The 25,748-nt window shown below is 64.1% G+C and carries 25 protein-coding genes; 10 read left to right on the top strand and 15 right to left on the bottom strand.

The window, feature by feature from the left end; genetic code table 11:
• Positions 1 to 30: 30 nt before the first annotated feature.
• Genes hpf through AACG97_RS05080 form a run of 4 tightly spaced genes read left to right on the top strand, consistent with a single transcriptional unit; the run spans position 31 to position 1,965 of the window.
• The gene (gene hpf / locus AACG97_RS05095) at positions 31 to 339 is read left to right on the top strand and encodes a ribosome hibernation-promoting factor, HPF/YfiA family (protein ID WP_003255135.1); all 309 of its coding nucleotides are present in this window, start codon (positions 31 to 33) and stop codon (positions 337 to 339) included.
• A gap of 12 nt (positions 340 to 351) precedes the next feature.
• On the top strand, positions 352 to 816 hold the full coding sequence (ptsN, locus tag AACG97_RS05090) for a PTS IIA-like nitrogen regulatory protein PtsN (protein WP_009683041.1): 465 nt from the start codon (positions 352 to 354) through the stop codon (positions 814 to 816).
• A gap of 2 nt (positions 817 to 818) precedes the next feature.
• On the top strand, positions 819 to 1,673 hold the full coding sequence (gene rapZ / locus AACG97_RS05085) for an RNase adapter RapZ (protein WP_009683042.1): 855 nt from the start codon (positions 819 to 821) through the stop codon (positions 1,671 to 1,673).
• Positions 1,674 to 1,692: 19 nt separating this feature from the next.
• The gene (locus AACG97_RS05080) at positions 1,693 to 1,965 is read left to right on the top strand and encodes an HPr family phosphocarrier protein (RefSeq protein ID WP_009683043.1); all 273 of its coding nucleotides are present in this window, start codon (positions 1,693 to 1,695) and stop codon (positions 1,963 to 1,965) included.
• 55 nt (positions 1,966 to 2,020) lie between these two features.
• Here the strand turns inward: AACG97_RS05080 and AACG97_RS05075 are convergent, their stop codons facing one another.
• From AACG97_RS05075 to pmbA, 6 genes are all read right to left on the bottom strand, one after another.
• On the bottom strand, positions 2,021 to 2,914 hold the full coding sequence (locus AACG97_RS05075; protein ID WP_125854840.1) for a ZIP family metal transporter: 894 nt from the start codon (positions 2,912 to 2,914) through the stop codon (positions 2,021 to 2,023).
• Positions 2,915 to 2,925: 11 nt separating this feature from the next.
• Complete coding sequence (locus AACG97_RS05070) at positions 2,926 to 3,537, bottom strand: superoxide dismutase (protein ID WP_054890014.1); 612 nt, start codon at positions 3,535 to 3,537, stop codon at positions 2,926 to 2,928.
• Between the two features lies 1 nt (position 3,538).
• Positions 3,539 to 4,000: a hypothetical protein gene (locus AACG97_RS05065; RefSeq protein WP_125854838.1), complete on the bottom strand. Its 462-nt coding sequence runs from the start codon at positions 3,998 to 4,000 to the stop codon at positions 3,539 to 3,541.
• 27 nt (positions 4,001 to 4,027) lie between these two features.
• A complete protein-coding gene (locus AACG97_RS05060) occupies positions 4,028 to 5,404 on the bottom strand; it encodes a class II fumarate hydratase (RefSeq protein ID WP_232555136.1) in 1,377 nt (458 codons plus the stop codon).
• On the bottom strand, positions 5,397 to 5,798 hold the full coding sequence (locus AACG97_RS05055) for a hypothetical protein (RefSeq protein WP_029887554.1): 402 nt from the start codon (positions 5,796 to 5,798) through the stop codon (positions 5,397 to 5,399). Before AACG97_RS05055 ends, AACG97_RS05060 begins: the two co-directional genes overlap by 8 nt.
• A gap of 229 nt (positions 5,799 to 6,027) precedes the next feature.
• Entirely contained in the window at positions 6,028 to 7,374 is a 1,347-nt protein-coding gene (gene pmbA, locus AACG97_RS05050; RefSeq protein WP_047149961.1) for a metalloprotease PmbA, read from the bottom strand.
• A gap of 108 nt (positions 7,375 to 7,482) precedes the next feature.
• Here pmbA and yjgA point away from each other — a divergent pair, with 108 nt between their 5' ends.
• Positions 7,483 to 8,004, top strand: coding sequence for a ribosome biogenesis factor YjgA (gene yjgA, locus AACG97_RS05045; RefSeq protein ID WP_009683052.1), 522 nt, complete (start codon positions 7,483 to 7,485; stop codon positions 8,002 to 8,004).
• A 114-nt stretch (positions 8,005 to 8,118) separates the two neighbouring features.
• On the opposite strand, the gene tldD is transcribed toward yjgA, so the two are convergent.
• From tldD to mreB, 8 genes are all read right to left on the bottom strand, one after another.
• Positions 8,119 to 9,558, bottom strand: a complete 1,440-nt coding sequence (tldD, locus tag AACG97_RS05040; RefSeq protein WP_009683053.1) for a metalloprotease TldD — start codon at positions 9,556 to 9,558, stop codon at positions 8,119 to 8,121.
• A gap of 2 nt (positions 9,559 to 9,560) precedes the next feature.
• Positions 9,561 to 10,412 (bottom strand): carbon-nitrogen hydrolase family protein, encoded by an 852-nt coding sequence (locus AACG97_RS05035; protein WP_197885672.1) that lies wholly within the window; start codon positions 10,410 to 10,412, stop codon positions 9,561 to 9,563.
• A 14-nt stretch (positions 10,413 to 10,426) separates the two neighbouring features.
• Positions 10,427 to 14,248, bottom strand: coding sequence for a YhdP family protein (locus AACG97_RS05030; protein ID WP_125854837.1), 3,822 nt, complete (start codon positions 14,246 to 14,248; stop codon positions 10,427 to 10,429).
• 88 nt (positions 14,249 to 14,336) lie between these two features.
• A complete protein-coding gene (gene rng, locus AACG97_RS05025; RefSeq protein WP_009683058.1) occupies positions 14,337 to 15,794 on the bottom strand; it encodes a ribonuclease G in 1,458 nt (485 codons plus the stop codon).
• A gap of 54 nt (positions 15,795 to 15,848) precedes the next feature.
• Positions 15,849 to 16,487: a Maf family protein gene (locus tag AACG97_RS05020; protein WP_029885528.1), complete on the bottom strand. Its 639-nt coding sequence runs from the start codon at positions 16,485 to 16,487 to the stop codon at positions 15,849 to 15,851.
• A gap of 32 nt (positions 16,488 to 16,519) precedes the next feature.
• On the bottom strand, positions 16,520 to 17,008 hold the full coding sequence (gene mreD / locus AACG97_RS05015) for a rod shape-determining protein MreD (protein ID WP_029885529.1): 489 nt from the start codon (positions 17,006 to 17,008) through the stop codon (positions 16,520 to 16,522).
• Positions 17,008 to 18,033 (bottom strand): rod shape-determining protein MreC, encoded by a 1,026-nt coding sequence (gene mreC / locus AACG97_RS05010; protein ID WP_154211449.1) that lies wholly within the window; start codon positions 18,031 to 18,033, stop codon positions 17,008 to 17,010. Before mreC ends, mreD begins: the two co-directional genes overlap by 1 nt.
• Before the next feature lie 195 nt (positions 18,034 to 18,228).
• Entirely contained in the window at positions 18,229 to 19,266 is a 1,038-nt protein-coding gene (gene mreB, locus AACG97_RS05005; protein WP_003255163.1) for a rod shape-determining protein MreB, read from the bottom strand.
• A 205-nt stretch (positions 19,267 to 19,471) separates the two neighbouring features.
• On the opposite strand from mreB, the gene gatC reads away from it, so the two are divergent.
• The 5 genes from gatC to AACG97_RS04980 all read left to right on the top strand — a co-directional run bounded on the left by gatC (position 19,472) and on the right by AACG97_RS04980 (position 24,272).
• Positions 19,472 to 19,759 carry an Asp-tRNA(Asn)/Glu-tRNA(Gln) amidotransferase subunit GatC gene (gatC, locus tag AACG97_RS05000; RefSeq protein WP_003255165.1) on the top strand — a complete coding sequence of 96 codons (288 nt, stop codon included), beginning with the start codon at positions 19,472 to 19,474 and terminating at the stop codon, positions 19,757 to 19,759.
• Between the two features lie 15 nt (positions 19,760 to 19,774).
• On the top strand, positions 19,775 to 21,226 hold the full coding sequence (gene gatA, locus AACG97_RS04995; protein ID WP_054890020.1) for an Asp-tRNA(Asn)/Glu-tRNA(Gln) amidotransferase subunit GatA: 1,452 nt from the start codon (positions 19,775 to 19,777) through the stop codon (positions 21,224 to 21,226).
• An 11-nt stretch (positions 21,227 to 21,237) separates the two neighbouring features.
• The gene (gatB, locus tag AACG97_RS04990; protein ID WP_054890021.1) at positions 21,238 to 22,683 is read left to right on the top strand and encodes an Asp-tRNA(Asn)/Glu-tRNA(Gln) amidotransferase subunit GatB; all 1,446 of its coding nucleotides are present in this window, start codon (positions 21,238 to 21,240) and stop codon (positions 22,681 to 22,683) included.
• Positions 22,684 to 22,793: 110 nt separating this feature from the next.
• A complete protein-coding gene (locus AACG97_RS04985) occupies positions 22,794 to 23,168 on the top strand; it encodes a septal ring lytic transglycosylase RlpA family protein (protein ID WP_054881438.1) in 375 nt (124 codons plus the stop codon).
• Between the two features lie 60 nt (positions 23,169 to 23,228).
• Positions 23,229 to 24,272 carry a calcium/sodium antiporter gene (locus AACG97_RS04980; protein WP_029888090.1) on the top strand — a complete coding sequence of 348 codons (1,044 nt, stop codon included), beginning with the start codon at positions 23,229 to 23,231 and terminating at the stop codon, positions 24,270 to 24,272.
• A 77-nt stretch (positions 24,273 to 24,349) separates the two neighbouring features.
• On the opposite strand, the gene AACG97_RS04975 is transcribed toward AACG97_RS04980, so the two are convergent.
• A complete protein-coding gene (locus AACG97_RS04975; protein ID WP_054890022.1) occupies positions 24,350 to 25,711 on the bottom strand; it encodes an amino acid permease in 1,362 nt (453 codons plus the stop codon).
• Between the last annotated feature and the right edge of the window lie 37 nt (positions 25,712 to 25,748).

Below are 25,748 nucleotides of genomic sequence, written 5' to 3'. Positions count from 1 at the left end.
TTTATGCACGGGCAACAAAGGAGAAGCTGTATGCAAGTCAATATCAGTGGACAGCATGTAGAAGTCACCCAGCCACTGCGCGATTACGTGCTCGAAAAGCTCGCCCGCGTGGAAAGTCACTTCGACAAGATCACCAACGTGCAGGTCATCATGAAGGTCGAGAAGCTGCAGCAGAAGGTCGAGGCGACCCTGCAGATTCCCGGCGGCGAAGTGGTAGCAAACGCCGAACACGAAGATATGTATGCAGCGATCGATGCCTTGGCCGACAAGCTCGACCGCCAACTGAAAAAACACAAGGAAAAACAGCAAAGCCTGCTGCAAGGTGCAGCTGCCCGCTGATCCCCCTCATCCATGATCCGACTTGAAACCATCCTGACCCCCGGCCGTTCCCTCGTGAACGTGCCGGGCGGCAGTAAGAAGCGCGCCCTGGAAAAGGTCGCCACCATCATCGCCGAACAAGTGCCGGAACTGGAGATGCAAGTCGTCTTCGAAAAGCTGGTCGCCCGGGAAAAACTCGGTTCAACCGGTTTCGGCAATGGCATCGCCATTCCGCACTGCCGGCTTGAAGGCTGCTCCGCGCCAGTCAGCGCCCTGCTGCACCTGGAAGCACCCATCGATTACGATGCCATCGATGGCGCGCCGGTAGACTTGCTGTTCGTCCTGCTGGTCCCTGAAGCCGCCACCGATGCCCACCTGGAACTGCTGCGCCAGATCGCCAGCATGCTCGACCGCAAGGACGTGCGTGATCGCCTGCGTTCGGCCACCAGCAACGAGGCCTTGTACCAGGTTGTCCTGGACGTACAGAACGAGCACTGAACATGCGCCTGATCATCGTCAGCGGCCGGTCTGGCTCCGGCAAGAGCACCGCCCTCGATGTCCTGGAAGACAACGGTTTCTATTGCATTGACAACCTGCCCGCCGGGCTGCTGCCGCAGCTCGCGGAAAATGCACTGATCAACACCGAACTGCTGCAGCCGAAAGTGGCAGTGTCGATCGACGCCCGCAACCTGCCCAGCCACCTGTCGCGCTTCCCCGAGCTGCTAGCCGACGCCCGTGCCCGCCACATCCAGTGCGATGTGCTGTACCTGGATGCCGATGAAGATACCCTGCTCAAGCGGTTTTCAGAAACCCGCCGCCGCCACCCGCTGACCAACGCCGACCGCTCGCTGGCAGAGGCCATCCGCGTGGAGAGCGAACTGCTGGGGCCGATTGCCGACCTGGCCGACCTGAAGATCGACACCACCAGCCTGAACCTCTACCAGTTGCGCGACACGATCAAGTTGCGCCTGCTCAACAAGCCCGAGCCTGGTACCGCATTCCTGGTCGAGTCATTCGGCTTCAAACGCGGCATGCCGGTCGATGCCGATCTGGTGTTCGACGTACGCTGCCTGCCCAACCCCTACTGGAAGCCCGAATTGCGTGAGCACTCCGGCCTGGAACAGCCGGTGATCGACTACCTGGCCGCGCAGCCAGACGTCGAGGACATGTTCAACGATATTTCCAGCTACCTGCTCAAGTGGCTACCCCGCTTCGCAGCCAGTAACCGTGCCTACGTGACCATTGCCATTGGCTGCACCGGCGGCCACCATCGTTCGGTGTACATCACCGAACGCCTCGGCCAGTTGCTGCAACAGTCCCTGAAAAACGTCCAGGTCCGCCACCGCGACCTCTAGCCCAAGGATCCGCCCCACGATGCCCGCCCGCGAAATCACCATCATCAACAAGCTGGGCCTGCATGCCCGGGCGGCAGCGAAGTTCGTCGGCGTGGCCGGCCGCTTTCCCTGCCAGGTGCGGGTCGGCCGCGCTCCGGACAAACTGGTAGACGGCAAAAGCATCATGGCCGTGATGATGCTGGCGGCTGGCAAGGGTACCCAGGTGCACCTGCATACCGAGGGTGAGCAGGACAACGATGCCATGGACGCGCTGGTCGAGTTGATCAACAACTACTTCGACGAAGGCGAGTAAGCCTCCAAGCCCTGCACCGCGCCCACAGTGTGCACCCCTTCAACCTGACCAAAGATCAGGACAGCGCGGTATCCATCACCATCATCAGGCAGAAGCCGATGCACAGCCCCAGGCTGGCCAGGCGGTGATGGCCGTTGCTGCGCGATTCGGGGATGACTTCCTGGGTTACCACCAGCAGCATTGCGCCGGCTGCGCAGGCGAGCCCCAGGGGCAGCAGCAATTCGGCGACATTCACCAGCCAGGCACAGATCACCGCAGCCACAGGCTCGACCAACCCCGAAGCCGCGCCGATCAAGAACGCCTTGAAGCGCGGCATGCCCGCCCCTGCCAACACCAGGGCAATCACCAGCCCTTCGGGCACATCCTGCAACGCGATGCCCATGGCCAGGCTGTCTGCGTCGGCCATGCCACCCCCGGCTGACACACCAATCGCCATGCCTTCGGGAATGTTGTGGGCAATGATGGCAATGACGAAAAGCCAGATCCGCGCGGCGATCACCGGCTGCTGCGTACTGCCAACCAGCGCTTGCGGCGAGGCGTTGGAGACCTTGAGGTCGATAAGGAACAGGCACAACGCGCCGAACATCAAGCCGAAGCTGATCAAGCCACCCGCACCCCATGGGCTGAAGCCGATGGCCTGGGCCGCATCCAGCCCGGGCATGATCAATGAAAATGCCGTAGCCGCCAGCATGACCCCGGCGCCGAAGCCCAGCAAGGTGTCGGCCAACGCCACCGGCATGTTACGAATGACCAGCACCGGTACTGCGCCCAGCGCCGTGCCCAGCGCGCACAAAGCGCCGCCCTCCAGGGCGCGCAGCATGCGCGGCGCCAAGTCCAGCCAGGCAAGACCGCGCGCCGCCAGCAGCGCGGTACCCGCCAGCAACAGCAAGGCACCCAGCGCCTGGCGAAACAGGCGCACACTGCTGACCGACATGACCTCTGAGCGCATACCGGTCCGACTCACTTCAGGGCTTCGAGATAGCGGTGTTGCACGTGCGCCCAGTCGATGACGTTGTAGAAGGCACCAATGTATTCCGGGCGGCGGTTCTGGTATTTCAGGTAATACGCATGCTCCCACACGTCCAACCCGAGAATCGGCGTGTTGCCATGCATCAGTGGGCTGTCCTGGTTGCCGCTGCTTTCCACGACCAGGGTTTTCTGCGGCGTTACGCTGAGCCAGGCCCAGCCGCTGCCGAAGCGGGTCAGGGCGGCCTTGGTGAAGGCTTCCTTGAACGCGTCGAAACCGCCCAGTTGAGTGGTGATGGCTTGTGCCAGCTCGCCCGTGGGCTCACCCCCGCCCTGCGGCGACATCACGGTCCAGAACAGGCTGTGGTTGGCGTGACCGCCACCGTGGTTGGTCACGGCGCCACGCAGCTGCTCCGGCAAGTCCCCGACCGCAGCGACCAGTTTTTCGACTGGCCACTCAGCCCACTCGGTGCCTTCGACGGCGGCGTTGAGGCCATTGACGTAAGTCTGGTGGTGCCTGGTGTGGTGGATCTCCATGGTCTGCGCGTCGATGTGCGGCTCCAGCGCGTCGTAGGCGTAAGGCAAAGCAGGCAAGGTATGGGGCATGTCAGTGAATTCCGTAGGCTTGAGTACTGGGTACCACGCCGGCCGGGGCAGCGAGTTCGCTGGCGCCGATGTTGTGGCGGTTGAGCAGGCGCTCGGTACGCGGGTACTGGCCGTACTCCGCGATGAAACCGAGCAGTTCGGTGTAGGTACGCCCACTGTGGCGCAGGGCTGCGTCCCGCAGCGCCTGTGGCAAGCGGGCTTGCTGGCTGGCCTGTAGCAGCCACTGGTGCGCGGCACAGAGGTAATCGGCACTTTCATGCGGCTGGTTCAGGCGCAGGTGCAGGTCGGCCAGGTTATGGTGAGCGACGACCAGGGCAGCCACCGCTTCGTCGAAGTCATGCCAGCGCTCGAACAGCACCTGGGCCAGGGCCAGGGCTTGCAGGTAATGTTCCCGGGCATCGACCAGCTCGCCTTGTTCGAACAGGCGGTTGGCCAGTTCCATGGTGCGTTTCCAGTGCTGCATGTCTGTTTCCTCGGCGGTAAGGCAGTGTCAGATGCCGCCAGCGGTGAGTTTTTCCGGGTCCAGCAGCGTTTCCAGCTGGTCCCGCGACAGGTGGGTATGCTCCAGGGCGACATCAATGATCGGGCGACCTTGCTGGTAGGCGGTCTTGGCAATTTCAGCGGCCTTCAGGTAGCCGATGATCGGGTTCAGTGCAGTGACCAGGATCGGGTTGCGCGCCAGCGCCTCCTTCAGCTTGGCCTCGTTGACCTTGAAGCTGGCAATGGCTTTGTCGGCCAGCAGGCGGCTGACGTTGGCCATCAACTCGATGCTCTCCAGCAGGTTGCGTGCGATCAGCGGCAACATCACGTTCAGTTCGAAGTTGCCCGACTGCCCAGCCACGGCGATGGTGGCGTCGTTGCCGATGACCTGCGCGGCGACCATGGCCGTAGCCTCCGGGATGACCGGGTTGACCTTGCCTGGCATGATCGAAGAGCCCGGCTGCAGACCCTGCAGTTCGATTTCCCCAAGGCCGGCCAGAGGGCCCGAGTTCATCCAGCGCAGGTCGTTGGCAATCTTCATCAGTGCCACCGCTGTGGTCTTGAGCTGGCCGGACAGGGCTACCGCGGTATCCTGCGAACCGATCAGGGCAAACAGGTTGTGCCCCGGCGTGAACTGGACCTGGGTCAGGCCGCTGAGCTGGCGCGCGAAAGCGGCAGCGAATTGCGGGTGGGCATTGATGCCGGTGCCCACTGCGGTGCCGCCCTGGGCCAGCGCCTGCAGGCTTGGCAGGGTGGCTTCGATGTGCGCCTTGGCACCTTCGATCTGCGCTGCCCAACCGTCCAGCACCTGGCTCAGGCGCACGGGCATTGCATCCATCAGGTGGGTACGGCCGGTTTTCACGTACTGATGCACCTGCCTGGACTTGACCTCGATCACCTGCACCAGGTGCGCCAGGGCAGGCAACAGCTGCTCATGCACGGCGAGGGCAGCGCTGGCGTGAATGGTGGTGGGAATGATGTCGTTGCTGCTCTGGCCGCAATTGACGTGGTCGTTGGCATTGACCGGCTCGCCGAGCACACGGCTGGCCAGGGTGGCGATCACCTCGTTCGCGTTCATGTTCGAGCTGGTGCCCGAGCCTGTCTGAAACACGTCGACCGGGAAGTGCTGGATGTAGTCCTGCGCCAGCAGCTGTTCCACCGCCTTGACGATGGCCTGCCCATGGCCGGCGGACAGTTGCTCCAGCTCTACGTTGGCCTTGGCCGCAGCCGCTTTGGCCAGCAGCAAGGCACGAATGAACTGGGCCGGCATGCGCTGGCCGCTGATCGGGAAGTTGTCGACCGCGCGCTGGGTCTGGGCGCCATACAGGGCTTGGGCCGGCACCTGCAATTCACCCATGCTGTCGCGCTCGATACGGGTATCACTCATCATCAAATCCTTGCATCAGTTCATCGGGAGAAATCGACGGCAGCAGGCTGCAGTTGGCCAACTGAATGGCGTAGGGCTGCCAACGCTGGTTCTGGGCCTGGCGGTCGAGGTTGCGCAGGTCCAGCAACGGCCGCCAGGCCTGGTCCAGGCACAGGCAGCGCCAGTGCCAGGGCAACATGCGGTCGCAGGCGGTGTCGAGCAGCAGGCGGAAGGAGGTCAACGCCACCGTCCATGGCGAGGTTTCGGTACAGCACACCAGGTAACGGCCTTCGGCCAGGTAGTGCTCGATCAGGCGCGGCTCGTCAGGTTCGAGCGCGCAGCGGATCCGGCGGCTGAGCCAGCGCCAGTTTTCCAGGTAGGGCAGTTCGCGGAGGACGGAATTCATGAACATCATCGCCGAGTTACTGGATAATGATATTCATTATTAATTGATAAATAGAATCACTTCAAGGGGAGCTGATGAAAGAAAAAACCCGGCGCGAGGGCCGGGTCTTGTATTCCACTGGAAATTCTTTATTGCCTGTACCGGCCTCTTCGCGGGCTTGCCCGCCCCCACAGGGGGTTGCATAGGCTTCAAGCTGTGGGAGCGGGCGAGCCCGCGAATGGGCCGTACAGGCAATGAATCAGCTACCTGCCACAGTCATCCGCTCGATCAGCACCGACCCAGTGTGGATATTGCTGCGTGTTTCAAGATCGCTACCAATCGCGACAATCTGCTGGAACATATCCTTCATGTTGCCGGCAATCGTCACTTCCTGCACCGCATGCTGGATTTCACCATTCTCGACCCAGAAACCCGCTGCCCCTCGGGAGTAATCACCCGTCACCATGTTCAGGCCATGGCCCATCAGCTCGGTCACCAACAGCCCACGCCCCATACGCCGGATCAGGGCAGCCTGGTCCTCGACGCCGTGGCTGACGAACAGGTTGTGTACACCCCCCGCGTTGGCCGTGCTGGGCAAGCCCAGCTTGCGCCCCGAATAGGTACCCAGCAGATACGACACCAGCTCGCCTTTGTCGACGAACGGTTTGGCATAGGTCGCCAGGCCGTCGGCGTCGAACGCTGCACTGGCCAGCGCGCGCGGAATGTGCGGGCGCTCGTCGAGGGTCAGCCAGGACGGGAACAGGCGCTGGCCGATGCTGCCTTCGAGGAACGACGACTTGCGGTACAGATTGCCGCCGGAGATCGCCGACAGGAAGCTGCCGAACAAACCGCCTGCCAGTTCTGCGGAAAACAGCACCGGCACTTCGCAGGTTGGCACCGGGCGCGCGCCGAGGCGGCTGGCGGCCCGCTGCGCGGCCCGCACACCAATGCTGCGCGGGTCGGCCAGCAGGTTGCCCTGGCGGTTGACGTCATACCAGTAATCGCGCTGCATCTGCCCGTCGCCTTCAGCGATCATCACGCAGCTCAGGCTGTGCCGGGTCGAGGCGTAAGCACCGATGAACCCGTGGCTGTTGCCATACACGCGGCAGCCCTGGTGGGTGTTGAGGGTGGTGCCATCGGCATTGAGGATGCGCGGGTCGGCATCGAACGCCGCCGCTTCGCACGCCAGCGCCATCTCGATGGCTTTCTCGGGCTCGAGAGCCCAGTCGTGATACAGGTCCAGGTCCGGAATTTCCCGGGCCATCAACGCCGCGTCCGCCAGGCCCGAACAGTCGTCCTCGGAGGTGTGCTTGGCAATGGCCAGCGCTGCCGCGACGGTTTCCCGGATCGCCTCCGGGCCACTGGCCGAGGTACTGGCCGAGCCTTTGCGCTGGCCAACATAGAGGGTGATGCCAAAGCCCTGGTCGCGGTTGAATTCAACCGTTTCGACCTCGCGCTGACGTACCGTGGTGGACAGGCCCTGCTCCAGCGACACGGCCACTTCGCAGGCACTGGCCCCTTGGCGGCGCGCTTCGGCGATGATCGCCTCGACCTGCTCTTGCAATGCTGGCAGGTCTTTCGGACCTACGCTCTGGACTGCACTCATGGTTCTCTCCACTCAAATTCTGCGTTCGGCGAGGGTCATTCTACGACCGGGCCGGACAAGCGGCCCCCGACTGGTTATCATGGCGGCGATTTCTAGCGGACTGCCACCATGGTTGATTCAAACGACGACGCCTTCGACGGCGAAAAAAGCAAAACCCAGATCAAGCGCGAGCTGCATGCGCTGGTCGAACTCGGCGAGCGCCTGACTACGCTCAAGGCCGATACCCTGGCCCGCCTGCCGTTGACCGACGAGCTGCGCAAGGCCCTGGCCGAGGCCAGCAAGCACACTGCTCATGGTGCGCGTAAACGCCACATGTCGTTCGTCGGCAAGCTGATGCGCGTGCAGGACCTGGATGCCATCCATGCCCTGCTCGAGCAGATGGACAGCTCGACTCGCCAGTACAACGAACGCTTCCACGGCCTGGAGCGCTGGCGCGACCGGTTGATCGACGGTAACGACGAAGACCTTGAACGCTTCGTCAACGAATACCCCGACACCGATCGCCAGCAACTGCGTTCGCTGGTGCGCCATGCCCAGCACGAGAAGGCGCGGAACAAACCGCCGGCCGCCGCGCGCAAGGTGTTCAAGTACATCCGCGACCTCGACGAGTTGCAGCGCGGGTTGCGCTGACAGGCTGAGGCCCTGCGGGAGCGGGCGTGCCCGCGAAGCAGGCGACGCGGTGCCCGGCACCGGCTTCGCCGGTGCTGGCGGGCAAGCCCGCTCCCACAACGGCCCCAAAGGCCATCACGCGCCGGTACCGCCCACGGTGATCGCATCCAGCTTCAGGGTCGGCTGCCCAACCCCGACCGGCACCGATTGCCCGTCCTTGCCGCACGTCCCTACCCCGCTGTCCAGCGCCAGGTCGTTGCCGACCATCGACACCCGGCTCATCGCCTCCGGACCATTGCCAATCAAGGTCGCGCCCTTCACCGGTGCGGTAATCTTGCCGTCTTCGATCAGGTAGGCCTCGCTGGTCGAAAACACGAACTTGCCGCTGGTGATGTCCACCTGGCCACCCCCGAGGTTGGCGCAGTAGATGCCCTTCTTCACCGAGGCGATGATTTCCTGCGGGTCGCTTTCGCCGGCACGCATGTAGGTGTTGGTCATGCGTGGCATCGGCAGGTGAGCGTAGGATTCGCGGCGACCATTGCCGGTCACTGCCATGCCCATCAGCCGCGCGTTCAGCTTGTCCTGCATGTAGCCCTTGAGCACACCGTTCTCGATCAGGGTGGTGCACTCGGTCGGCGTACCTTCGTCATCCACGCTCAGCGAACCGCGGCGGCCTTCCAGGGTGCCGTCATCGACGATGGTGCACAGGCTCGACGCCACTTTCTCGCCAACCCGGCCACTGAACGCCGAGCTGCCCTTGCGGTTGAAGTCACCTTCCAGGCCATGGCCGACCGCCTCGTGCAGCAGCACGCCCGACCATCCCGAGCCCAGCACCACTGGCAAGGTCCCGGCCGGCGCCGGGATCGCTTCGAGGTTCACCAGCGCCTGGCGCAGCGCCTCACGGGCGTAGCCCATGACCCGCTCTTCGGTGAAGAAACGGTAGTCGGTACGCCCGCCACCACCCTGCCCGCCGCGTTCGCGACGACCGTTCTGCTCAACGATGACGCTCACATTGAAACGCACCAGCGGCCGCACATCTGCAGCCAGGCTGCCGTCCGCTGCAGCGATGAGGATGCGCTCCCAGACCCCGGCCATGCTCACGCTGACCTGCTGGATACGCGGGTCAAGCGCGCGGGTCGCGGCATCGACACGCTTCAGCAACTCGACCTTTTCGGCACGGCTGAGTACATCGAGCGGGTTGTCCGCCGCATACAGCGCGGTCACTGACGGGCTGCGGAAGGCCTGCACGGTGCCGTTCTGCCCGGCGCGGGAAATCGAACGCGCGGCGCGCGCGGCCGACGTCAGCGCTTCAAGGTTGATGGCATTGCTGTAGGCGAAGCCGGTCTTTTCACCGGACTGGGCACGCACGCCCACGCCTTGGTCCAGGTTGAAGCTGCCCTCTTTGACGATGCCGTCTTCCAGCGCCCAGGTTTCCGAAATCTGGCCCTGGAAATACAGGTCGGCAGCGTCGATGCCGGGGCCGGCCAATTCACCGAGCACGCTTTGCAGGCTGTCCAGGGTCAAGCCGCCTGGGGCCAGGAGCTGCTCACTGACGGTGGATAACATCTGGCTCATAGTCACTCCAAGGTGGGCGCAGGCCGCAATGCGTCCTGCGAAAAAAAGCGCCGGTGCGATACCACCGGCATGCGCGCCCGGATGGACGCCTGTTCTTCAATGTCGCGCTCGGCAAGCAATACCGCTTCGCCTTGCGCCTGTTGTGCCACGATCCGCCCCCAAGGGTCGACGATCGCCGCATGGCCATGGGTTTCCCGTGGGCCTGGGTGGGTACCGCCCTGCGCTGCCGCCAACAGGTAGCACTGGGTCTCGATGGCCCGGGCGCGCACCAGCACGTCCCAGTGTGCTGCGCCGGTTACCGCAGTGAAGGCCGCCGGTGCGCTGATCAGTTCCGCGCCAGCGGCACGCAACGCGCTGTACAACTCTGGGAAGCGCAAGTCGTAACATACGCTCAACCCCAGCCGCCCGACCGGCGTGTCCGCCACCACCACGTGTGCGCCAGGGGCAAAATCATCCGATTCACGGTAGCGGCCGCGGTTATCGGCAACGTCCACGTCGAACAAGTGCAGCTTGTCATAGCGCGCAGCCACTTCACCGTGCTCATCGATCAGCAGCGAGCAGGCATGTGCCTTTGCGTCGGGCTGGCCGACCGGTGGCAAGGGCATGGTACCGGCGACTATCCATAACCTGAGGTCGCGGGCGGTACGTTTCAACCATGGCAGGATAGGCCCGTTCCCCGATGCCTCGGCTCGGCCGATGGCAGCGGCGTCCTTGCGGCCCATGGCAGCGAAGTTTTCCGGCAGCACCGCCAGCCGCGCACCACCCTGTGCAGCCTGCTCCAGCAAGGCACAGGCACGCTGCAGGTTGGCCAGCACGTCGTCCTGGCTGACCATCTGGATCACCGCTGCCTTCATGGGCACTCCTGGCACTATTTCTCGAAGGGTTTCACAAAGGTGATTCTAGGCTCTTTCCACGGCCCTTCGACACGGTAATGCACGCTGGCAAAACGCGAGACGCGGTCACCGATCAGCCGGTCGACCAGGAACAACGCCCCGCCCACGGCTGGCGCCCCCACGATCAACGCGGCCAGCGGCAGGTTGTTGGTCACCGGCAGGCTCACCTGCAGGTTGGCATTGACCTGGTCACGTACCAGGTCCAACGTGCCCTCCAGCTCGAAGCTGCTCGACGGGCCGGTCATGGTGATCGGTTCGCGGGTCACGTACACGCCATTGCTGGCCGCCAGCAGGCCTTTGACCCGGTCATAGGCCAGGCCTTTGTCGAACAGGTCGGAGAAGTCCAACCGCAGGCGTCGGCCAATCGAATTGAAGTTGAGCAGGCCAAAGACCCGCAACGCCTGGGCACTGCCATCGACCTCGACGAACTGGCCAGACCGCAACGCCGCGTCCATGCTGCCCGAGAAGCGCGTCAGGCTGACGGCAGCCGGCGAGCCTGGCCAGCGGCCGTCCACGTCCAGGCGGAAGTCGCGGCTGGTGACGGTCGGGGCAAAGCCCCAGGCCTTGAGCACGTCGCCCAGGTTCTTGCCTTGCAGGCGGCCTTTGTACCAGCTGCTGGTCTTGCCCGTTTCGCCCTCCCAGCCACCGCCACCGCCAATGCGCAGGCCCTTGAAGTCAAGAGCGATATCGCTGGCGGCAACCCCGCGTGCAGTGGGCCGCAGCTTGATCGAAGCGCTGCCGAACAGGTCGTCACCGCGGTACAGCTTGTCGATGCTCAGGTCCAGCGCCGGGACTTTGCGTGGGTCGAAGGTGGCAAGCGGGTCCGGCCCATCTTCGGCGCGCTCCTGGGCTTGTTTTTCCGCAGGGCTGGGCGCTGGCAGCCGCAGCGTCTGCAGGCGCACGACCATCGGCGCACCCTTGGCATCCGGCACGCGGGCATCGCCGATGACTTCCTGGCTGTCGAGGCGCAGGTCCCAGGCGGGGCCGCCTCGGCTCAACCGTACCAGGGCCTGGTTCAGCTCGGTGCCAAACGCCTTGAGCTGGCCAATGCTCAGGTCCACGCTTTGCAGCATCTGCCGCGCACTGCCACCTGGGTCGTCTCCGCCCAGCCGTGAGGCCTGCTCTTGCCAAGGGGCCAGGTCCAGCGTTTCCAGGCGCCCACGCACGCGCAGGCCCTGTGCAGCGGGCAGTTGGGCGTCACCGGTGCCCAGCAACAACTCGCCCCGGCCTTGGCCGAGCTTGTCGGCCGGCGCGGCGTAGGCAGCACGGACAAGGTCACCGTAGCCGGCGTCGAAACGCCGCTCCGGGCCCTGTAGCGTCATGCTGAAGCGGCTGTCGCGGGTTTCCGCGGCCGCCTTGCCGAATGGCGCTGGCAAATCGACCGCCAGCCCCTTGAGGTTGGAGTTGACGCTCAAACGATTGTCGCGGCTGCCCAGGCTCAGTTGCAACTGGTAAGGCAGGTCGCCGGAAGCCGGCAGGGCTTGCTTGAACTGCAGCCAGTCGGTCAACGCCTTGAGCGCTACCTGGCCATTGGCATCGATGCGGGTCTGCATCTGCCCGGGTTGGCCCTCGGCCGTTATCTGCGCCGTGACGGGCTTGCCGAAGGCCTGCAGGCTGATGCCCTTGCCGCTGAGGCCTTTGTCGAAATCGAAGCTGAAGTCACCTTTCAAGCGGCTCAGCTCAAGGGTGGGCGGGGCGACCTTCAGGCGCGCGTCATGGGTGGCGAAGTCTACCTGCACTTTGGGCCGCTGCCCGTGAGCCAGCGGGATATCGAGCTTGAGCTTACCCTTCAGCGGCCCTTCACCCTCCCAATCGGCGAAGATCTCACCGGTGCCGATAGGCGCTTGCTTGAGGATCTTCAGGCCATCACCCAGGCTGCCATCGAAATTGCCCGTCAGGAACAGGTGGCTCTGCTGGCCCTCGTCGACATGCGGGATGTCGACGTCGACGTCACTGACCTGGGTGTCCAGCAGCACCCCGCGCCGGGCCTTGACCCGCACGCCGCTGTCCTCGATGAAGACGTCGCCATCCACATGCTGGACTTGCGGCCAGCCCGGCTGGAAGTCCAGTGCGGCGTCATGCACCTTGAAGAACAGGCTGATACTGCGTGCCTCTGGCGCCGCGCCATGGTTCAGCGAGCCCTGGTACTGGAAATAGCCTTCGTCCACCGCGCCCTTGACGATGGCGCTGCGCAGCCACTCGTCGAGGGCCGGGCTGAGCACTTCGGGCAGATACTTGGCGGTATACCGGCCATCGCCGTCGGTCAAGCCGACGCGCAGGTCCATGTAGTCCTCGCGGCCTTCCTCGAACAGCAGGCGAATCAGGAAATCGCCGGCAATCTTGCCTTCTTCGCCCAGCACCTTCAGGTAGGGCGCGACAAGGGTGAAGCCCTGCTTGTCCAGCACCCAGGTCAAGCGCGCGTTGGCCTTCTGGTAGTGCCAGGGTTTGGCGAAGATCGGGTACAAGTGCAGCATGAAGGCTTCAGTGTCCAGGCGCAGCTCGCCGTGGCCCAGGTCGCCACTGATACTGCCGCTGACGTTACCCGCAGCCGGGGCACTGTGATAAGCATTGAAACCGACCTTGTCCAGGTTGGCCTCGAACTGCAGGCGCTGGTCGCCTTCGGCCTTGGGCCGGGCCTGCAGCCGCACGTTGCGCAGACCACCGGTCACCTTCAGGCCAGTGACCGCCGCCATGGCTGCGTCGGGTAGCGGTGCCAGGGCCTCGATCAGCGGGGTCAGGGGCGTGAGGTCGAGCCGGTCGGCCTGCACCTGCCAGCTCTCATCGGCCGCCTGCTCACCGGGGCGCTGCTGCACCTGCAGGTGCGTCTCCCAACGGCTTTTACCGAGGTCCATGGCCAGCGAGTCGACCACAACGTCGAAGCCCTGGTCGCGGCGCTGGAACCAGGCGCCCATGGCCAGGTTGCTCAACATGGCGGCCTTGCGCCCGCTGTAGGCGCCTTTGAGCTCAGGAGCATTGAGCCGCACCACGGCCTTCTGCAACTGCCCCTTGCCCCAATCGACCCAGAACTCGCCGCCTGCACGCAGTGCGTCGGCATGCCATTGGCCCAGCAGGCTGGGCGGCAACCACTGCGACCAGTCGCTTTGCGGCAGGCTCAGGTAGGCCTCGACCTGGCCGTCACGCCAAGCCTCGGCAGAAACACGACTGCGCAGGTTCATCGCCAGGGGCTGGCCATCGGGCAGCGTCGCCCGCAGGTCCAGGGCCTGCCGCGAGGGGCCGGCCTGCAAGCCGGCACTCACATACGTCAGGGTCAGCGGGTCACGCTGCCACGGGTGCAAGGTGACCTGGCTGTCGAACACATCGACGCGGCCCAGTTGGCGCAGGCGCTGCAGCAACTCGGCAGGGTTCAGCGGCGTATCGTCCTGCTGCGGCAGGCCCTCAAGGTTCCAGGCGCCCTGCCCGTTCTCGCGCACGATCAATTGCAGGCCACCGAGCTGGATACGCGACAGGCGTACCTCACGCGCCAGCAGGCTGGCCCATACATCAGGCACGACCATGACCTCATCCAGGCGCAACGCCTTGGCACCTTCGCCCAGTTGCAGGTCGCGCACCCGCAATACCGGCGCCAGGCCGCTCCAGCGCCCCTCCAGGGCGCCCACATGTACCGGCATGCCAAGCGCTTGCTCGGCCTTGCTCTGCACGTCGGCACGGTACTCGGCTACCAGGGGTATCAATGCACGGCCGAGGCTGACATACAGCGCCACCAATACCGCCAACAAGGCGCATATGCCCAGCCCCCAACGGGTCAAGGCAACAAGAACGCGGGTCAGACGTCCCATGGCCGTGGCCCTCCAAGTCGTTTATCCATGATGGCCCGTCGCACGGGTTTCGCCAGCGCGACGAGGCAGCGACGTGTTGCTGAGGGCCTCAGAGCAGCACCACGTCGTATTGTTCCTGCGAATACATCGACTCGACCTGGAAGCGAATGGTTCTACCGATGAAGGCTTCCAGTTCGGCAACGTTGCCCGACTCTTCGTCCAGCAGGCGGTCAACCACCTTCTGGTTGGCCAGCACACGGTAGCCTTCGGCCTGGTAAGCACGGGCCTCACGCAGGATCTCGCGGAAAATTTCGTAACAGATGGTCTCGGGGGTTTTCAGCTTGCCACGCCCCTGGCAAGCCAGGCAGGGCTCGCACAGCACCTGCTCCAGGCTTTCGCGCGTGCGCTTGCGGGTCATCTGCACCAGGCCCAGCTCAGTGATGCCGATGATGTTGGTCTTGGCATGGTCGCGTTCCAGCTGTTTTTCCAGGGTGCGCAGAACCTGGCGCTGGTGCTCTTCATCTTCCATGTCGATGAAGTCGATGATGATGATGCCGCCGATGTTGCGCAGGCGCAGCTGCCGGGCGATGGCGGTAGCGGCCTCGAGGTTGGTCTTGAAGATGGTTTCTTCAAGGTTGCGATGCCCAACAAAAGCCCCGGTGTTGACGTCGATGGTGGTCATCGCCTCGGCCGGGTCGACCACCAGATAGCCACCCGACTTGAGCGGCACCTTGCGCTCCAGCGCGCGCTGTATTTCGTCCTCGACGCCATACAGATCGAAGATCGGCCGCTCGCCAGGGTAGTGTTCGAGGCGGTCGGCGATTTCCGGCATGAGTTCGCTCACGAACTGCATGGTTTTCTGGAAGGTTTCCCGCGAGTCGATGCGGATCTTCTCGATCTTCGGGTTGACCAGGTCCCGCAGGGTTCTCAGGGCCAGGCCCAGGTCTTCGTAGATGACCGTCGGTGCACCGCAGGTCTTGATCTGGCTGCCGATCTGCTCCCACAGGCGGCGCAGGTAGCGGATGTCCTGCAGGATTTCCTCGGCCCGCGCGCCTTCGGCGGCAGTGCGCAGGATGAACCCGCCGGCATCCTTGATGTTCTCGCTCTCCATGCAGTTGCTGACCACCTGCTTGAGGCGCTCACGTTCGGCTTCGTCTTCGATCTTCAGGGAAATGCCAACGTGGCTGCTGCGCGGCATGTACACCAGATAACGCGAAGGGATCGACAACTGCGTGGTCAGGCGCGCGCCTTTGGTGCCAATCGGGTCCTTGGTCACTTGTACCACCAGCGCCTGACCCTCGTGCACCAGCGCCGTGATGTTCTCGACCGCCGAGCCTTCGCGCTGGGAAATTTCCGAAGCATGGATGAACGCCGCGCGTTCCAGGCCAATGTCGACGAAGGCGGCCTGCATGCCTGGCAGCACACGCACCACCTTGCCCTTGTAGATATTGCCGACGATGCCACGGCGCTGAGTGCGCTCGACGTGCACTTCCTGCAGCACCCCGTTTTCCACCACCGCCACGCGTGACTCCATCGGGGTGATGTTGATCAGGATCTCTTCACTCATGGCAGGCTCTCGTCAAAAGTTTCTTGTAATGATGGATGGCGAAGGCAGAGCTGGCTACCGCGGGTTTGTTACCTCTGTTGCAGGCACGAGCGGCTGCCAGCAGGCAATGCCAAACTGGCCGAGCAATTCTGCGGTTTCACACAGCGGCAAACCGACCACTGCCGAATAGCTGCCGGCCAGGCCGGTGACGAACACCGCACCCAGGCCCTGGATGGCATAACCGCCTGCCTTGTCCGCCGGCTCGCCGCTGGCCCAGTAACGTTGCGCTTCGTCGGCACCGATCGGGCGAAAATGCACGCTGCTGGCCACGCACAGGCTGCGCACGCGCAGGCCATCGGTCAAAGCGACGGCGGTCAGCACCTGGTGCTCGCGGCCAGCCAGATCAGCCAGCATGGCCAAGGCATCTTCGCGGCTTTGCGGTTTACCCAGAATACGCCCCTCGAGCACCACTGCCGTGTCTGCACCAAGCACCACAGCACGGCGCTCGGGGGCCGTGGCGTTGTCAGGGTGGGCGAGGCAGGCCAGGCCGGCGGCAGCCTTGGCCCGGGCCAGACGCTCGACGTAAGCCTGGGCGCTTTCATCGGCCAGCGGGGTTTCGTCGATGGGGGCGCTGATGACGCTGAACGGCACGCCGATCTGGGTCAGCAATTCACGGCGGCGAGGCGAGCCGGAGGCCAGGTAAAGCGGGTTCATGCAGACATCTCCCTGTCAGCGGCGCATCGCCGTCAGTTGATACGCAAGCGGCGACGCAGGTCGCGCAGGGCGAAACTGATCCACGGCCAGAGCAAGGCGCTGATCACCGCCGACCAGACCAGTGCCAGGGTGGGCAGACGGTTGCCGGTCAGGGCGCTGAGCCACAGCTGGATCAGCTGGGCAATGCCGAAGATCACCAGAATGACCAGGCTTTGCTGCCACATGGGGAACATGCGCAGGCGCTGCTGCAAGGACAGCACCAGGAAGGTGATCAGGGTAAGGATCAGTGCGTTCTGCCCCAGCAAGGTGCCGTACAGCACATCCTCGGCCAGGCCCAGCACGAACGCTGTGGTCATGCCCACCTTGTGCGGCATGGCCAGGGTCCAGAACGAAACCAGCAAGGCCAGCCACATGGGCCGGAACACTTCCATGAACTGCGGCATGGGCGAGACGCTGAGCAGCAGGCCGATGGCGAAAGTCAGCCAGATCACCCAGCCGTTGTTGCGGCGCGATGCAGCCATCATTGTCTCCGGGTGTGGGCGGGGGCAGCCGGCGCTGCCGCCGGGGCAGCACTTGGGGCCGCAGGCTGCGCGGCCGGGGCCGTTGGCGTGGCCGGGCTGGCCGGCGCTGCAGGGGTACCCGTGGCCGGTGCGGCCTGCTCGCCGGTTGTGGCTGGCTGGCCGGCGGGCGCGGTGCCCTTGCGGTCGGCTTCTTCCTGGGCCATGGCAGCATCGGTGGCACGCTGCTCTGGGGTGCGCCGGTCACTGAACACCAGCAGCATGTAGCGGCTGCGGTTGAGCGCGGCGGTGGGGATGGCACGCACGATAGCGAACGGCTGCCCGGAGTCGTGGATCACTTCATTGACGGTGGCCACCGGGTAGCCGGCCGGGAAGCGCTGGCCCATGCCGGAACTGACCAGCAGGTCGCCTTCCTTGATGTCGGCAGTATCGGCCACATGGCGCAATTCCAGGCGCTCGGGGTTACCGGTACCGCTGGCGATCGCGCGCAAGCCATTGCGGTTGACCTGCACCGGAATGCTGTGGGTGGTGTCGGTCAGCAGCAGCACCCGCGAGGTATAGGGCATCAACTCGACCACCTGCCCCATCAGGCCGCGGGCATCGAGCACCGGCTGGCCAAGGAACACGCCGTCACGCTCGCCCTTGTTGATCAGGATACGGTGCGTGAAGGGGTTGGGGTCGACCCCGATCAGCTCGGCCACTTCGACCTTTTCGTTGACCAGCGCCGAGGAGTTGAGCAGTTCGCGCAGGCGCACGTTCTGCTCGGTCAGGGCCGCCAGCTTCTGCAGGCGCCCCTGCAGCAGCAGGGCCTCGGTCTTGAGCTTCTCGTTTTCGGCAATCAGTTCGGTGCGGCTACCGAACTGGCCCGCCACGCCCTGCCAGGCACGCTGCGGCAAGTCGGTGATCCAGTACGACTCCATCAGCACCAGGCCCATCTGGCTGCGCACCGGTTTGAGCACGTCGAAGCGCGCGTCGACAACCATCAACGCGACTGACAGCACCACCAGAACGAGCAGGCGAACGCCCAGCGAAGGGCCCTTGGAGAAAAGCGGTTTAATGGGCCGTTCCTCGTGGACGACTCAGGAGGTCATTGGACATGGGACAACGCACCAGCCTGGTTGCGGGTTGACGGATACGGCGCCCGTGTGGGCGCCAGCCCAGCACATACAGGTAGCACTGTGCGTACTACCTGTAAACCGGGCGCTCATGAACCGCGAGCAGGATCACTCGCTGGAGAGCAGGTCCATCGCGTGCTTGTCCATCATCTCCAGGGCGCGACCACCGCCACGGGCGACACAGGTCAGCGGGTCTTCGGCGACGATCACCGGCAGGCCGGTTTCCTGGGCCAGCAGCTTGTCGAGGTCACGCAGCAGCGCACCACCACCGGTCAACACCAGGCCACGCTCGGCGATGTCGGAGGCCAGCTCGGGCGGCGATTGCTCGAGGGCGCTCTTCACTGCCTGAACGATGGTCGCCAGCGACTCCTGCAGCGCTTCGAGCACTTCGTTGGAGTTCAGGGTAAAGGCACGCGGCACGCCTTCGGCCAGGTTACGGCCACGCACGTCGACTTCGCGCACTTCGCCGCCCGGGTAGGCAGTGCCGATTTCCTGCTTGATGCGCTCGGCGGTGGACTCGCCGATCAGGCTGCCGTAGTTGCGGCGCACGTAGGTCACGATGGCTTCGTCGAAGCGGTCACCGCCAACACGCACGGACTCGGCGTAGACCACACCGTTGAGCGAGATCAGGGCGATTTCGGTGGTGCCGCCACCGATATCGACGACCATCGAACCGCGGGCCTCTTCTACCGGCAGGCCGGCGCCGATGGCGGCAGCCATTGGCTCTTCGATCAGGAACACTTCACGGGCACCGGCACCCAGGGCCGACTCGCGAATGGCGCGGCGCTCTACCTGGGTCGATTTGCACGGTACGCAGATCAGCACGCGCGGGCTTGGCTGCAGGAAGCTGTTCTCGTGAACCTTGTTGATGAAATATTGCAACATTTTTTCGCAAACGCTGAAGTCGGCGATCACGCCGTCCTTCATCGGACGAATGGCTGCAATGTTGCCAGGCGTACGGCCCAGCATGCGTTTGGCTTCGGTACCGACGGCGACGACGCTTTTCTGGTTGCCATGGGTACGGATGGCAACAACCGAGGGCTCATTCAGGACGATACCGCGCTCACGCACGTAAATAAGGGTGTTGGCAGTACCCAGGTCGATGGAAAGATCGCTGGAAAACATGCCACGCAGTTTCTTGAACATGGGAAAGTGACCCTGGGGAAAGCGTGGGTAAAAAAGTGCGGCAAACTCTAACAATGGCAGGGATTTTGGGCAAGGAGCCAATATGTTAAATTGGCTGTTTTTCCGAGCACGCCAGCAGAAATTCGCGGCTGTTAGACCGCCAAAAAGCTGACATGTTCCTCACTGCGGACCTAAATTCCGTTCTTTGTTTCCCTTGGAGATCCCCATGGCGCTTGAACGCTGCGACGTGGAAAAGATCGCCCATCTGGCCCGCCTGGGCCTGAATGATGGCGAACTGCCACGCATTACCGACGCCCTCAACAGCATTCTTGGGCTGGTCGACCAGATGCAAGCTGTCGACACCACTGGCATCGAGCCTCTGGCTCACCCGCTGGAGGCCAGCCAGCGCCTGCGTCCCGACCAGGTCACCGAAAGCAACCAGCGCGACGCCTACCAGGCCATCGCGCCATCGACCGAAAGCGGTCTGTACCTGGTTCCCAAAGTCATCGAGTAAGGGATAGAGCCTGCCATGCACCAATTGACCCTGGCCGAGATCGCCCGCGGACTCGCCGACAAGTCGTTTTCTTCCGAAGAGCTGACCGGCGCGCTGCTGGCGCGCATCAAGCAGCTCGACCCACAGCTCAACAGCTTCATCAGCGTCACCGACGAACTGGCCTTGGGCCAGGCGCGTGCCGCCGACGCCCGTCGCGCCGCTGGCGAGACCGGCGCGCTGCTGGGGGCGCCCATCGCCCACAAGGACCTGTTCTGCACCAACGGCGTGCGCACCAGCTGCGGCTCGAAGATGCTCGACAACTTCAAGGCGCCGTATGACGCCACCGTGGTCGCCAAGCTGGCCGAAGCCGGCATGGTCACCCTGGGCAAGACCAACATGGACGAGTTCGCCATGGGTTCGGCCAACGAATCCAGCCACTACGGCGCGGTGAAGAACCCGTGGAACCTGGAACACGTGCCAGGCGGCTCGTCCGGCGGTTCTGCCGCGGCCGTGGCGGCGCGCCTGCTGCCAGCCACCACCGGCACCGACACCGGCGGGTCGATCCGCCAGCCGGCGGCGCTGACCAACCTCACCGGCCTGAAACCGACGTACGGTCGTGTTTCGCGCTGGGGCATGATCGCCTACGCCTCCAGCCTCGACCAGGGTGGCCCACTGGCGCGCACCGCCGAAGACTGCGCCTTGCTGCTGCAAGGCATGGCCGGCTTCGACGCCAAGGACTCCACCAGCATCGAGGAGCCGGTGCCGGACTACAGCGCCAACCTCGGCGCCTCCTTGCAGGGCCTGCGCATCGGCCTGCCCAAGGAGTACTTCGGTGCAGGCCTGGACCCACGCATTGCCGACCTGGTCCAGGCCAGCGTCAAGGAGCTGGAAAAGCTCGGTGCCGTGGTCAAGGAAATCAGCCTGCCGAACATGCAGCACGCCATTGCCGCGTACTATGTGATCGCACCTGCCGAGGCCTCGTCCAACCTGTCGCGTTTCGACGGTGTGCGCTTCGGCTACCGCTGCGAAGCGCCCAAGGACCTGACCGACCTGTACAAGCGTTCGCGTGGCGAAGGTTTCGGCGTTGAAGTCCAGCGCCGCATCATGGTCGGCACCTACGCCCTGTCGGCCGGCTACTACGACGCGTACTACGTGAAGGCGCAACAGATCCGCCGCCTGATCAAGAACGACTTCATGGCCGCCTTCAACGAGGTTGACCTGATCCTTGGCCCGACCACGCCGAACCCGGCCTGGAAGCTGGGCGCCAAGAGCAGCGACCCGGTCGCCGCCTACCTCGAAGACATCTACACCATCACCGCCAACCTGGCGGGCCTGCCGGGCCTGTCGATGCCCGCGGGCTTCGTCGACGGCCTGCCGGTCGGCGTACAGCTGCTGGCGCCGTACTTCCAGGAAGGCCGGTTGCTCAACGTCGCGCACCGCTACCAGCAAGTGACCGACTGGCACACCCGTGCCCCCAACGGCTTCTGAGGAGTTCACACATGCAATGGGAAGTTGTGATCGGGCTGGAAATCCACACTCAGCTCGCCACCCAGTCGAAGATCTTCTCCGGCAGCGCTACCACCTTCGGCTCCGAGCCGAATACCCAGGCCAGCCTGGTTGACCTGGGCATGCCGGGCGTTTTGCCGGTGCTGAACCAGGAAGCCGTGCACATGGCCTGCATGTTCGGCCTGGCCATCGATGCCGAGATCGGCAAGCGCAACGTGTTCGCGCGCAAGAACTACTTCTACCCGGACCTGCCCAAGGGCTACCAGATCAGCCAGATGGACCTGCCGATCGTCGGCAAGGGCCACCTGGACATCGCCCTGGAAGACGGCACCATCAAGCGCATCGGGGTCACCCGCGCGCACTTGGAAGAAGACGCAGGCAAAAGCCTGCACGAAGACTTCAGCGGCTCTACCGGCATTGACCTGAACCGCGCCGGCACACCGCTGCTGGAGATCGTGTCCGAGCCTGACATGCGCAGCGCCAAGGAGGCCGTGGCGTACGTCAAGGCGATCCACGCACTGGTGCGCTACCTGGGCATCTGCGACGGCAACATGGCCGAGGGCTCGCTGCGTTGCGACTGCAACGTGTCGATCCGCCCGAAAGGCCAGGCTGAATTCGGTACCCGCTGCGAGATCAAGAACGTCAACTCGTTCCGCTTCATCGAGCGTGCCATCAACAGCGAGATCCAGCGCCAGATCGACCTGATCGAGGATGGCGGCAAGGTGGTGCAGGAAACCCGCCTGTACGACCCGAACAAAGATGAAACCCGTTCCATGCGCAGCAAAGAGGAAGCCAACGACTACCGTTACTTCCCCGACCCGGACCTGCTGCCGGTCGTGATCGAAGACAGCTACCTCGACAGCATCCGCGCTGCCCTGCCCGAGCTGCCGCCGCAGAAGGTCGAGCGCTTCCAGCGCCAGTACGGCCTGTCGGCCTACGATGCCAACGTGCTGGCCTCCAGCCGCGAACAGGCCGACTACTTCGAAGAAGTGGTGAAAATTGGCGGTGACGCCAAGCTGGCCGCCAACTGGGTCATGGTCGAACTGGGGAGCCTGCTGAACAAGTTGGGCGTGGAGATCGACCAGGCACCGGTCAGCGCTGCGCAACTGGGTGGCATGCTGCTGCGCATCCGCGATAACACCATCAGCGGCAAGATCGCCAAGACCGTGTTCGAAGCCATGGCTGGCGGTGAAGGCGATGCCGACAGCATCATCGAAAGCAAAGGCCTGAAGCAGGTCACCGACACCGGCGCAATCGAGAAGATGCTCGACGAAATGCTGGCCGCCAATGCCGAGCAGGTGGAACAGTACCGCGCGGCTGATGAAGCCAAGCGTGGCAAGATGTTCGGCTTCTTCGTCGGCCAGGCCATGAAAGCCTCCAAAGGCAAGGCCAACCCGGGGCAGGTGAACCAAATGCTCAAGGCCAAGCTCGAAGGGTGATTGTTTTATCCCTGTAGTCCTGCGAGGGCTTCGCCCTCGTTCGCGGGCATGCCCGCTCCCACAGGTACAGCGCCGACCTGTGGGAGCGTCGCACTAGGAGAGCACCTGACTTGCTAAAACGATCCCTCGGCACCCTCGCCCTGTTTTCGTTCCTGGCCGGCTGCGCCAGCCATGACATCGACCCACGCGGTTACGACCAGACCGGCACCGCTTCCTATTACGGCTCGCGCCACCACGGCAAACGCACCGCCAGCGGCGAACCGTTCAACCAGCACGGCCTTACCGCCGCCCACCGCAGCCTGCCGTTTGGCAGCCGCGTTCTGGTGACCAACATGGCCAACCAGCGCAGTGTGGTGGTACGCATCAACGACCGTGGCCCGCATACCCGCGGCCGGCTGATCGACCTGTCACGCGCCGCCGCCGAAAAAATCGGCATGCTGCGTAGCGGCACAGCGCGGGTGCGGGTACAAGGGCTTAGCGACTGACGCGACAGGAGTTCGACCATTTTCGACTTGGCCACCCTTCCCACCTTCAGCCTGCTGCAACTGGGCACAGCCCTGCTGTTGCTGGTAGGCGGCGCCGAATTGCTGGTGCGCGCCGCCCTGCGCCTGGCGCAGCGCCTGCACGTGCGCCCGCTGATCATCGGCCTGAGCCTGGTCGCCTTCGGCAGCACCGCACCACAGTTGACCGTCAGCCTGCAGGCGGCCTACCAGGGCGCGCCGGATGTAGCGGTCGGCAGCGTGGTCGGCAGCAATATCTTCAATGTGCTGGTAGTGCTCGGCCTGGCCGCATTGATCATCCCACTGCGGGTTTCGCGCCAGTTGGTACGTCTGGACATACCGCTGATGATCCTCGCCAGCGGCCTGGTCTACGCACTGTGCGCCAACGGCCAGCTGGGCCGATTCGAAGGCGGGTTGCTGTTGCTGGGCCTGGCCGGCTACCTGGCCATGCTCTGGCACCAGTCGCGCCATTACGCACGCACCTATCCTGCCCCCGATGCCGCCCAGGCCAGCGCCGGGCGCTTCTGGCCAGCCACCGTGCTGCAGGTGCTGTTCGGCCTTGGCCTGTTGACCCTGGCAGGCCACTTGCTGCTTGAAGCCGCCGTCGAGGTGGCCACCGACCTGGGCCTGTCCGAGCGCGTCATCGGGCTGACCGTGGTCGCTGTGTGCACCTCCCTGCCGGAATTGGCCGCCGCCTTGATTGCGGCCCTGCGGGGCGAGCGGGAGATCGCCGTGGGCACGGTCATCGGCAGCAACCTGTTCAACCTGCTGGCGGTGCTGGGCCTGACCGCACTGGTGACCCCACAGCCGCTGTCGATTTCACCCAATGCACTGTCGTTCGACCTGCCCGTGATGCTCGGCGTTGCCGTACTGAGTATGCCGGTGTTCTATTCCGGCTACCGCATTACCCGCGCCGAAGGGCTGGTCTTCCTGTGCCTGTACCTGGCTTATGGCCTGCACGTCGCGGCCTTCACCATGGGGCTGCCGCTGGCCGGCCGCCTTGAGCGGCTGATGCTGTTCTACGTGCTGCCGGTACTGGCCCTGGTGCTGCTGTACACCACCGTGCGCGCCTGGCGGCGGCAGCATTGAGGGGCATGGATAGGCAGCGCGCCAGGGCCACCAGCCGGCGAAAGGCTGGCGGCCTGCCCCTCACGCACAAGCCCGACTCAGTACTTCGCCTGGCGAGCCTTCTTCAGCTTGAAGGCCACCCACAGCGCGGCAATCCATGCCGGTATCAGCATCACTGAAATGCGAATCGGCGGGGTCAGGTACATCACCACCAGGATCAACACGATGAATGCCAGGCACAGGTAGTTGGTCAGCGGGTGCCCCAGGCTCTTGTAGAACGGGGTGATGCCCGCGGCCAGCTTGGCTTTGCGGAACTTCAGGTGGGTGATGCTGATGCTCGCCCAGTTGATCACCAGCGCCGATACCGCCAGGGCCATCAACAAGCCAAAGGCCTCACCCGGCATCAGGTAATTGATCACTACGCACAAGCCGGTGGCGAACGCCGATACCCCCAGTGCGGTCAGGGGCACGCCGCTGCGGCTGACCTTCAGCAACTGGCGCGGCGCATCGCCCTGGCTGGCCAGGCCGAACAGCATGCGGCTGTTGGCATACACGCAGCTGTTGTACACCGACAGCGCCGCGGTAAGCACCACAATGTTGAGAATGGTGGCCACCAGGTCGCTGTCCAGTTCGTGGAAGATCATCACGAACGGGCTACCGCCTTGCACCACCTTCTGCCACGGGTACAACGACAGCAGCACGGCCAGCGCGCCGATGTAGAAAATGAGGATACGGTACACCACCTGGTTGGTGGCCTTGGGAATGCTCTGGCGCGGGTTGTCGGCCTCGGCAGCGGTAATGCCCACCAGCTCCAGGCCGCCGAACGAGAACATGATCACCGCCAACGCCATCACCAGGCCGCTGACGCCATTGGGGAAGAACCCGCCGTACTGCCACAGGTTGGCTACGCTGGCATCGGCGCCGCCCTGCCCGCTGCTCAGCAACCAGGCACCGAAGCCGATCATGCTGACGATGGCCACCACCTTGACCAGGGCGAACCAGAACTCCATTTCGCCATAGACCTTGACCTGGGTAAGGTTGATCAGGTTGATCACCACGAAAAAGATCGCCGCGGTGGCCCAGGTCGGAAATTCCGGCCACCAGTACTGCACGTAGATACCCACAGCCGAAAGCTCGGCCATGCCGACCAGCACGTACACCACCCAGTAGTTCCAGCCCGAGACGAACCCGGCGAACTCGCTCCAGTATTGGTGGGCAAAATGGCTGAAGCTGCCGGCAACCGGCTCTTCCACCACCATTTCACCCAACTGGCGCATGATCAGGAAGGCCATCAGGCCGGCGATGGCGTAACCCAGCAGTACCGATGGGCCAGCCAGCTGGATGGTCTGGGCGATGCCCAGGAACAGCCCGGTACCGATGGCCCCACCCAGCGCAATCAGCTGGATGTGGCGATTCTTCAGCCCGCGCTGTAACCGCTCGGGCGTGCTCTGGTCTTGCATGAAGTGTCCTTTAGCTCAGTGAGGCAGTGCTGTTGCT

It is taken from the genome of Pseudomonas sp. Nvir (assembly GCF_963778085.1).
Classification (GTDB): domain Bacteria; phylum Pseudomonadota; class Gammaproteobacteria; order Pseudomonadales; family Pseudomonadaceae; genus Aquipseudomonas; species Aquipseudomonas juntendi.
Note: the sequence above shows the minus strand (reverse complement) of the source record. Positions and strands in the feature narration are given on the sequence as shown.